Raw genomic sequence first — 7763 nt, forward strand, 5'->3', positions numbered from 1 at the left:
TGACCGTCGATAGGCCACGAAATCGGCGTGGGTCACCGCTGGTCTCGGCGCACAGTTCCACCTGGCTGGCACCGCCGCCTCCGTTCGCTGGCCGTTCGGCGGCGGCCGAGAGTCGCCGAGGTGGGGATTACAGGTCGACTGCATAACCGAACTCACTTTATTGCCGGGAGCACTCACATCGCACATGAGCAGATTCGAGGAAGTAGACGACCAGTACGAACCACATTCGGTCGAAGACCGAGTGTTCGAGTACTGGGACGAGGTGGACGCCTACCAGAAGACGAAGGCGAACAGGAAGGGCGAAGAGCGCTTTTTCTTCGTGGACGGCCCGCCGTACACCTCCGGCGCGGCGCACATGGGAACGACGTGGAACAAGTCGCTGAAGGACGCCTACATCCGCTACCTTCGAATGTCCGGCTACGACGTGACCGACCGCCCCGGCTACGACATGCACGGGCTTCCCATCGAAACGAAGGTGGAAGAGCAGATGGGCTTCGAGAACAAGAAGGACATCGAGGCGTTCGGGATGGAGAACTTCATCGAGGAGTGCAAGGAGTTCGCCGAAGACCAGCTCGACGGCCTCCAGGACGATTTCAAGTCCTTCGGCGTCTGGATGGACTGGGACGACCCGTACAAGACGGTCGACCCCGAGTACATGGAAGCCGCGTGGTGGGGATTCCAACGCGCGCACGAGCGCGGCCTCGTGGAGCAGGGGATGCGCTCTATCAGCCAGTGCCCGCGCTGTGAGACCGCCATCGCCAACAACGAGGTGGAGTACGAGAACGTCGAAGACCCCTCCATCTACGTGAAGTTCCCTCTCCGCGACCGAGAGGGGAGCCTGGTCATCTGGACGACCACCCCGTGGACCGTCCCGGCGAACACCTTCGTCGCCGTCGACGGCGAGTTGGACTACGTCGGCGTCGAAGCCCGAAAAGACGGCGAGGGCGAGGTCCTCTACGTCGCCGAGGAGTGCGTCGAAGGCGTCCTGAAGGAAGGCCGTTACGAGGACTACGAGGTCGTCGAGGAGGTCACGGGCGAGGAGATGGTCGGCTGGGAGTACGACCATCCGCTGGACGAAGAAGTGCCGGAACACCCGGCAGGCGAGGGCACGCTACAGGTCTACACCGCCGACTACGTCGAAGCCGACCGGACGGGACTCGTCCACTCCGCGCCCGGTCACGGTGAGGAGGACTTCGAACGCGGGACGGAACTCGGTCTCGACATCTTCTGTCCCGTCGGCGGCGACGGCGTCTACCACGAAGAGGCCGGCAAGTACGCCGGACAGTTCGTCAAGGACGCCGACGACGACATTATGGCCGACCTCGACGCGAACGGCCACCTGCTCTCGTCCGGCACCGTGACCCACAGTTACGGCCACTGCTGGCGGTGTGACACGGGCGTCCTCCAGATAGTCACCGACCAGTGGTTCATCACGGTCACCGACATCAAAGACGAACTCCTCGACAACATCGAGGACAGCGAGTGGCATCCACAGGAGGCCCGCGACGAGCGGTTCTACAACTTCGTGGCGAACTCGCCGGACTGGAACGTCTCGCGCCAGCGCTACTGGGGTGTGCCGATCCCCATCTGGACGCCCGCGGACTGGGACGGGAGCATGGACGACGTGGTGGTCGTCGGCAGCCGTGAGGAACTCGCCGAGCAGGTAGACCAAGACGTCGACCCCGAGGAAGTCGACCTCCACCGGCCGACGGTCGACGAGTTGACCATCACGAAAGACGGCACGACCTACACCCGCGTCCCCGACGTGTTCGACGTGTGGCTCGACTCCTCCGTGGCGTCGTGGGGCACCCTCGACTACCCGAGCAACGAAGACGACTTCGAGGAACTGTGGCCCGCCGACCTCATCATGGAGGCCCACGACCAGACGCGCGGCTGGTTCTGGTCGCAACTCGGGATGGGCACCGCCGCACTCGGCGAAGTGCCGTACGACGAGGTGCTGATGCACGGCTGGGCGCTCGCGGAAGACGGGCGCAAGATGTCGAAATCCATCGGGAACATCGTCGCACCGGAGGAAGCCATCGAGCGCCACGGCGCAGACCCGATGCGCCTGTTCCTCCTCTCGCAGAACCCGCAGGGCGAGGACATGCGCTTCTCGTGGGACGAGATGCAGAACATGCAACGGAGCCTGAACATCCTCTGGAACGTGTTCCGGTTCCCGCTGCCGTACATGCGTCTCGACGAGTTCGACCCGGACGCCGTGGACGTGAAAGACGCCGACCTCGAATTGGTCGACGAGTGGCTGCTCTCGCGGCTCCAGACCGTGACCACGGAGATGACCGACCAGTGGGAGGACTACCGCCAGGACCGGGCGCTCCGTGTGCTCCTCGACTTCGTGGTCGAGGACGTCTCCCGGTTCTACATCCAGGTCGTCCGCGAGCGAATGTGGGAAGAAGAGGACAGCACGAGCAAGCAGGCCGCCTACGCGACGTTCTACCACGTCCTACAGCAGGTGGTCACCCTGCTCGCCCCCTACGCCCCGTTCGTCAGCGAGGAGATCTACCAGAATCTCACGGGCGAGGACGGGGCGGACAGCGTTCACATGCTCGATTGGCCCGAACCTGACGAGTTCTGGCTCGACGAGGAGATGGAAACCGACGTGTCGGTGCTCCGCGCCGTCGAAGAAGCGGGTGCGAACGCCCGCCAGCAGGCGGAACGGAAACTCCGCTGGCCCGTCTCTCGAATCGTGGTGGACGCGGACGACGAACGCGTGGTTCGGGCCGTCGAGAATCACAGCGATCTGCTGGCCGACCGGCTGAACGCCCGCGAGGTGGAACTGGTCTCCCCGGACGAGCAGTGGGGCGAACTCGCCTACAGCGCCGAGGCGGACATGAGCGTGCTCGGCCCGACGTTCGGCGACGACGCCGGACGGGTGATGAACGCGCTCAACGAAGCGCGCGTCACCGAACCCACGCTGGCCGCGCTCGAAGGAGCGGTCGAAGATGCCCTCGGCGAGACAGTCGAGTTGGACGACGAGATGGTCGAGTTCGTCACGCAGACGCCCGACGACGTGACCGGCACGACGTTCGACGTGAACGGCGACGACCTCGGCGTCGTCTACGTCGATACGGCGCTCACGGAGGACATCGAGAGCGAGGGCTACGCCCGCGAGGTCATCCGTCGCGTCCAAGAGATGCGCAAGGAGTTGGACCTCGACATCGAGGAAAGCATCCACCTCGAACTCGCCGTCCACGACGACCGCGTGGCCGAACTCGTGGAGCGGCACATGGACCTCGTAACAGAGGAGGTTCGCGCGGAGAGCGTCGGGTCGGTCGAAGACGGCCACCGCAAGGAGTGGGACGTCGAAGGCGTCGAGATGACCATCGCCATCGCGCCGTTGGCCGGGGCCGAAGCGTAATCGAAGCGCCGCCCGTTCTCACTCTGTCGCGTCCGAATCGCCATCGTCCGGGATTCGATGCGAGAGAATCGCCTTCAGAACGACGACGAGACTGTTCTTTTCCCCGGTTCCCCAGATTGCAGTCTCGGCGTCCGACGAGTCGACCTTCACGCTGACCAGCGTCGTCTCACCATCGACCATCAGCAGTCGGGAGACCGCCGTTTCGGACCACTTCCACGGCGAATGGAAGACGGTCGCGTCGAGCGCGTCGGCGTCGACTCGTTCCCGAAGGTTCGTCGATACGCCACCGAGATGGAGGTCGACTCCAGCATCGTTCAGTTCGATCAGTTTCTCGACTATGTCGTCGGTGAGTCGTTCGTCGGTACAGATACAGACGACTTCTGCCGTCGCTTCGTCCAGAAACTCCCGGATGCGGTCTTCGACCGATTCCCGACCCGTGACCGTCCAGACACCGGGTTGTTCGTGGCTACCGCGTTCGACGGTTTCGAGTTCGGAGAGCAGGTCGGACAGATGCTCGATGTTCCCCTCGTACCGACGCTGGAACTTTCGCACGCTCGTATCGCGCGAGACGGCCCAGAACTTCTGCGGAGACCCGTACTGAACGTCCACCAACCCCCGGTCGTGTAGCTGCTCGACCGCGTCGTACACCCGCGTTCGAGGAACGTCGGAGACGTCGCTGACGTCTTTCGCCGTCCCCTCCCCCAACTGCAAGAGCGCGACGAACGTCCGGGCCTCGTACTCGGTCAATCCGAGTTCGGAGAGGAGTTCGACCGTTTCAGTTTCGTATCCAGCATCGGTCATTCCCTCCAGAGTAAGGCAGACGGGGATATGCCACTGACGGCTCGTTACACTCGATAACGATGGTAACGAACGACGAAAATGCCTTACTCGGGTCGTTCGATGACGAACGACCCGTCCGCATCGACCGTGACGGCGAACCCGTCGTAATCGAAGTTCACTCGGCCGGAACTTCGGGGACTTCCGTCGTGCCGAGGGCGGAACAGCGCGTCGAGCGAATCCGGATTCACGACGTCGTACAGCGACGGTGCGCTGGCGTCTGTGAGTTCTTCGAGAGCTTTTGCGACGCCCGTACTCGGGGTGAGTGTGCTTTCGTCATCCCACTCACCTCGATAGACGATCTCTCCGTCGTACTCGTTTGTATCTTCTATCATGGCACTAATGCGGCGGTGTCTCCCACCTGTGTATTCTGTGTACCATACTGCCCCCATTGGTATGAACGTTTTGTGATTTTCCTGGTGAACGGCGTTCGATTGAGCCCGCGAGTGAACGATTCAAAAGAGTGAATCCGCGATGGCGGGGGCGACCGACACCTGACTCACTGCTCGCTCGATTGTGTCCGTCCCGTACACTGCTTCGACGCCGGCCCGGGCGAGTTTCGTTCGGGCGTTTTGCGCGAGCATGGGATGAACGCAGGTGACGAACACGCGACCCACGTCGCGGTCCTGAAGGAGGGAGACGGCTTCGCTCATGGTCGAACCGGTGGCGATGATGTCGTCGGTCACGACCACGTCTCTGCCGGTGACGTCGGTGTCGCTGGGCGTGATCTCGACTTCAGTCCCGGAGAGGCGTCGCTTCTCGAAGTAGTCGGTCGTACCGCTGCCGTACGAATCCCGCACCGTCTCGGCGATGTCGAGCGCACCGTCGTCCGGCGAGAGGAAGACGGGGTCGGTGAGGTCGGCGGGAAGCGGGGTGGCGAGACAGCCCGCGGCGTCCACGGGGCTGGCGGGCACGTCGAAGAACTCACAGACGGCGTCCTCGTGGGGATTGACGGTGAGTACGCGGTCCGTGGTCGTGCTGATGGCGCGAGCGACTGCCCGGACGGAGATGGGCTGGCCGCGTTCGAACGCTTTGTCCTGACGGGCGTAGCCCATGTACGGGACGACGGTAACGACTTCTCGGGCACCCCACTCGCGGACGGCATCTTGAAGCTGGAGCAGTTCGAGATGCGTGTCGCTGGAGACGGTCGACGCGACGACGATGGCACGGTCACCTTCGAATCCGGGCGCACTCGCGAGCAGTTCGCCGTCCGGGAACGACCGGTACTCTACGGGCGCGAGTGGTTCGTCGAGTTCGTCGGCGAGTGTGGCCGCCAGCGACTGCGAGGCAGACCCACTGAGTATCATACGAAAGAACTGGATATCCCGGGTTAAACTCGTTTTCACTCGGTGCGCCCGGACCTCATGGCCCGAGGACGGTTCCGACGTGACGTCGTGTACGACGGCTCGACGCAGATTCGTCTTCGTCCTGTTTCGTTCGTGTATTTTCTATACTTCCCATCGTATATGTAATATAAATATCTATGGAACAAAAGTGTATTGGTTGACCAGAAGCCGAGGCAGTAATCATTTAGGAAACTTACAAAATATTATTTTGCCCGGTACTATTATATTTGTATTGATGAAAATAAAAATGTCCGACAAGCCGTACCGCGGTCTCTACGAACTTCGCCTCGGTGAGACGGACAACACGGCGCGATATCGGGAAACGGAAAGACTACTAGTAGACGTTCCGCCTCGACGACGAGTTCTCGCCGGTCGAACGAGGAATCTTGAACCTCCTCGCCGACGGTCGGGGGACACCCGCCTATCTCGCGCGGGAACTCGGCGTGACACAGGAGTGGGTGAAGACCCGACTGCGTGACCTCGTCCGTCTCGGTCTCGTTCGGAAGGTACACCGAGGATTGTACGAACTCGGCGTGAATCAGTGAACCGCGAGTGCCGTCACGCCGCTCAGGCCGAGATGGCGACGTCGCCAGCCGTCCCCGACCGTCGCCAGAAACGTCCCGTCCTCGGTCGCTGCGTACACCCCGTCACCGAACGCCACGTCAGCAATCGGTTCGGTGACCGGAAGCGAGACCGCTCGCCACTCGTCGTTGTGTCGACGGAACAGGGCGTCGTCGGTCGCCGCGTAGGCGGTCTCTTTCGTCGCGCTCACGACGCGGAAATCGCCGTCTACGGCGTCCATCCAGCCGTTGCCCAGCCAGTAGAGACCGTCACTCGTCGCGGCGAGTGGAACGCCATCGGTCGCGACATCGTGGACGTCGTCCAGTCCGACGTGCCGGACACCGTCGTCTGCGACCTGATAGACCCCCGCAGCGGTCGCCACCAGATTCCCGTCGATAGCCCGCACGTCGGCGAGCGACGCCAGTTCGTGCCACTGACCGTCGTAGCGTGCGAGTCGACCCTCGTCGTCCGCTGCGAGCAGGTCGTCGCCATCGAACCCGACGGCAACTGCGGAACCGAAGTTGAGCGGGGAGAACTCGGCGTCGAGTACGTCTTCGTCGGTCGCGACCGCGAGCGTGCCGACCCCTCCGGCCACGTCGCGGGCGACACAGCGATGGGCTATCGAGAACTCACCGACGATGTCCGCGGAGACTTCGACGCGAGCGACACCGAGTTCGGTGGCGACGGAGACGGTAGTCGTTCCCACCTGATCGCCGTAGACGCGCTTTTCCTCGATACTGCTCATACACGATGGAGCGACACGAACCAGGGAAAGCGTTCGGGTTTTCGATTATCTTGTGGTAGCGAGAAAACCCCGTGCTTTAGCGCGGGGTTGAATCGCGTTCGTTTAGCTGGGCATTTGCACGTGTGTCGCCCGGCTGTCTGTCCTACTTAAGCGGTCCGTCGGTGTCCAAGGCCTTCGCGCCTTGAATAACCAACCCACGCCACGTAAGACCGTGTGCGTCTTTCACTTCGCTTAGCTGTTCGTATTCTTCGTCGCTTACTTCGACGTTGAGGTTTGGCATCTCTATTCTTGATTAGTGATTAGATAGTCTTAACTATTACTAACTCGTACTGTGAAGTGTGACCGCAACCGCCACGAAAACGCTCCAAGCCACGCTCGCGCCACCAACGGCGCACAAAGAGCATCGGCTTCAGCGTACCGTGGCGACGTACCGCCGCGCTCTTGACGACGCTTTCGAGAGTGGCGCGGACACGCAAACGGCGGTCAACGATATCGTCACGCCGTACAATCTGACGGGGCATGCGAAAAACGCCCTCAAAAGTTACGTCCCAAAACTTCGGAAGACGTACAACGCGAAGGAGATAGAAGACGACCATCCTGTTCGATTCACGAACCAAGGATGGAATATCGACCAGTCCGACGACAGAACGCACGAGTTCTGTTGGCGCGTTCCTCAGGCAGGCCGTGGCAACGCTTTCTGGATTCCGCTCCGTATTAACCCCGCTCAGCGGGAGCTGTGGACGGACTTGTTCAACGACGATGTGACGGTCGGCGAGTTTCGACTCCAAGAACACCGGAAGAACTGGGTCTTGCATGTCACCGTCGAATACGAAGTTGCGGAACCAGACGTACCGGACGACCCAACTCCGATTGGTTTCGATATCGGTGAATCCAAACT

General features: G+C 61.9%; 6 protein-coding genes and 1 pseudogene. 3 read left to right on the forward strand and 4 right to left on the reverse strand.

From position 1 onward, the window contains the following. Positions 1-184: 184 nt before the first annotated feature. Complete coding sequence (gene ileS / locus ACR3FF_RS02670) at positions 185-3376, forward strand: isoleucine--tRNA ligase (RefSeq protein ID WP_458185803.1); 3192 nt, start codon at positions 185-187, stop codon at positions 3374-3376. 18 nt (positions 3377-3394) lie between these two features. On the opposite strand, the gene ACR3FF_RS02675 is transcribed toward ileS, so the two are convergent. The 3 genes from ACR3FF_RS02675 to ACR3FF_RS02685 all read right to left on the reverse strand — a co-directional run bounded on the left by ACR3FF_RS02675 (position 3395) and on the right by ACR3FF_RS02685 (position 5520). After that, a complete protein-coding gene (locus tag ACR3FF_RS02675) occupies positions 3395-4177 on the reverse strand; it encodes a TrmB family transcriptional regulator (RefSeq protein WP_458185805.1) in 783 nt (260 codons plus the stop codon). 83 nt (positions 4178-4260) lie between these two features. Continuing rightward, positions 4261-4548 carry a HalOD1 output domain-containing protein gene (locus ACR3FF_RS02680; RefSeq protein WP_458185807.1) on the reverse strand — a complete coding sequence of 96 codons (288 nt, stop codon included), beginning with the start codon at positions 4546-4548 and terminating at the stop codon, positions 4261-4263. 120 nt (positions 4549-4668) lie between these two features. Then, on the reverse strand, positions 4669-5520 hold the full coding sequence (locus tag ACR3FF_RS02685) for a ribose-phosphate diphosphokinase (protein ID WP_458185809.1): 852 nt from the start codon (positions 5518-5520) through the stop codon (positions 4669-4671). Between the two features lie 425 nt (positions 5521-5945). Between ACR3FF_RS02685 and ACR3FF_RS02690 the strand changes: the two genes are divergently transcribed. Further along, a complete protein-coding gene (locus ACR3FF_RS02690; RefSeq protein WP_458185811.1) occupies positions 5946-6104 on the forward strand; it encodes a hypothetical protein in 159 nt (52 codons plus the stop codon). Here ACR3FF_RS02690 and ACR3FF_RS02695 read toward each other — a convergent pair. Next, positions 6098-6865, reverse strand: coding sequence for an HVO_0234 family beta-propeller protein (locus tag ACR3FF_RS02695; protein WP_458185813.1), 768 nt, complete (start codon positions 6863-6865; stop codon positions 6098-6100). The genes ACR3FF_RS02690 and ACR3FF_RS02695 overlap by 7 nt on opposite strands. Before the next feature lie 338 nt (positions 6866-7203). On the opposite strand from ACR3FF_RS02695, the pseudogene ACR3FF_RS02700 reads away from it, so the two are divergent. Continuing rightward, positions 7204-7763: pseudogene (locus ACR3FF_RS02700) on the forward strand (RNA-guided endonuclease TnpB family protein); the annotation flags it as partial.

This window comes from Haladaptatus ordinarius (genome assembly GCF_054177595.1).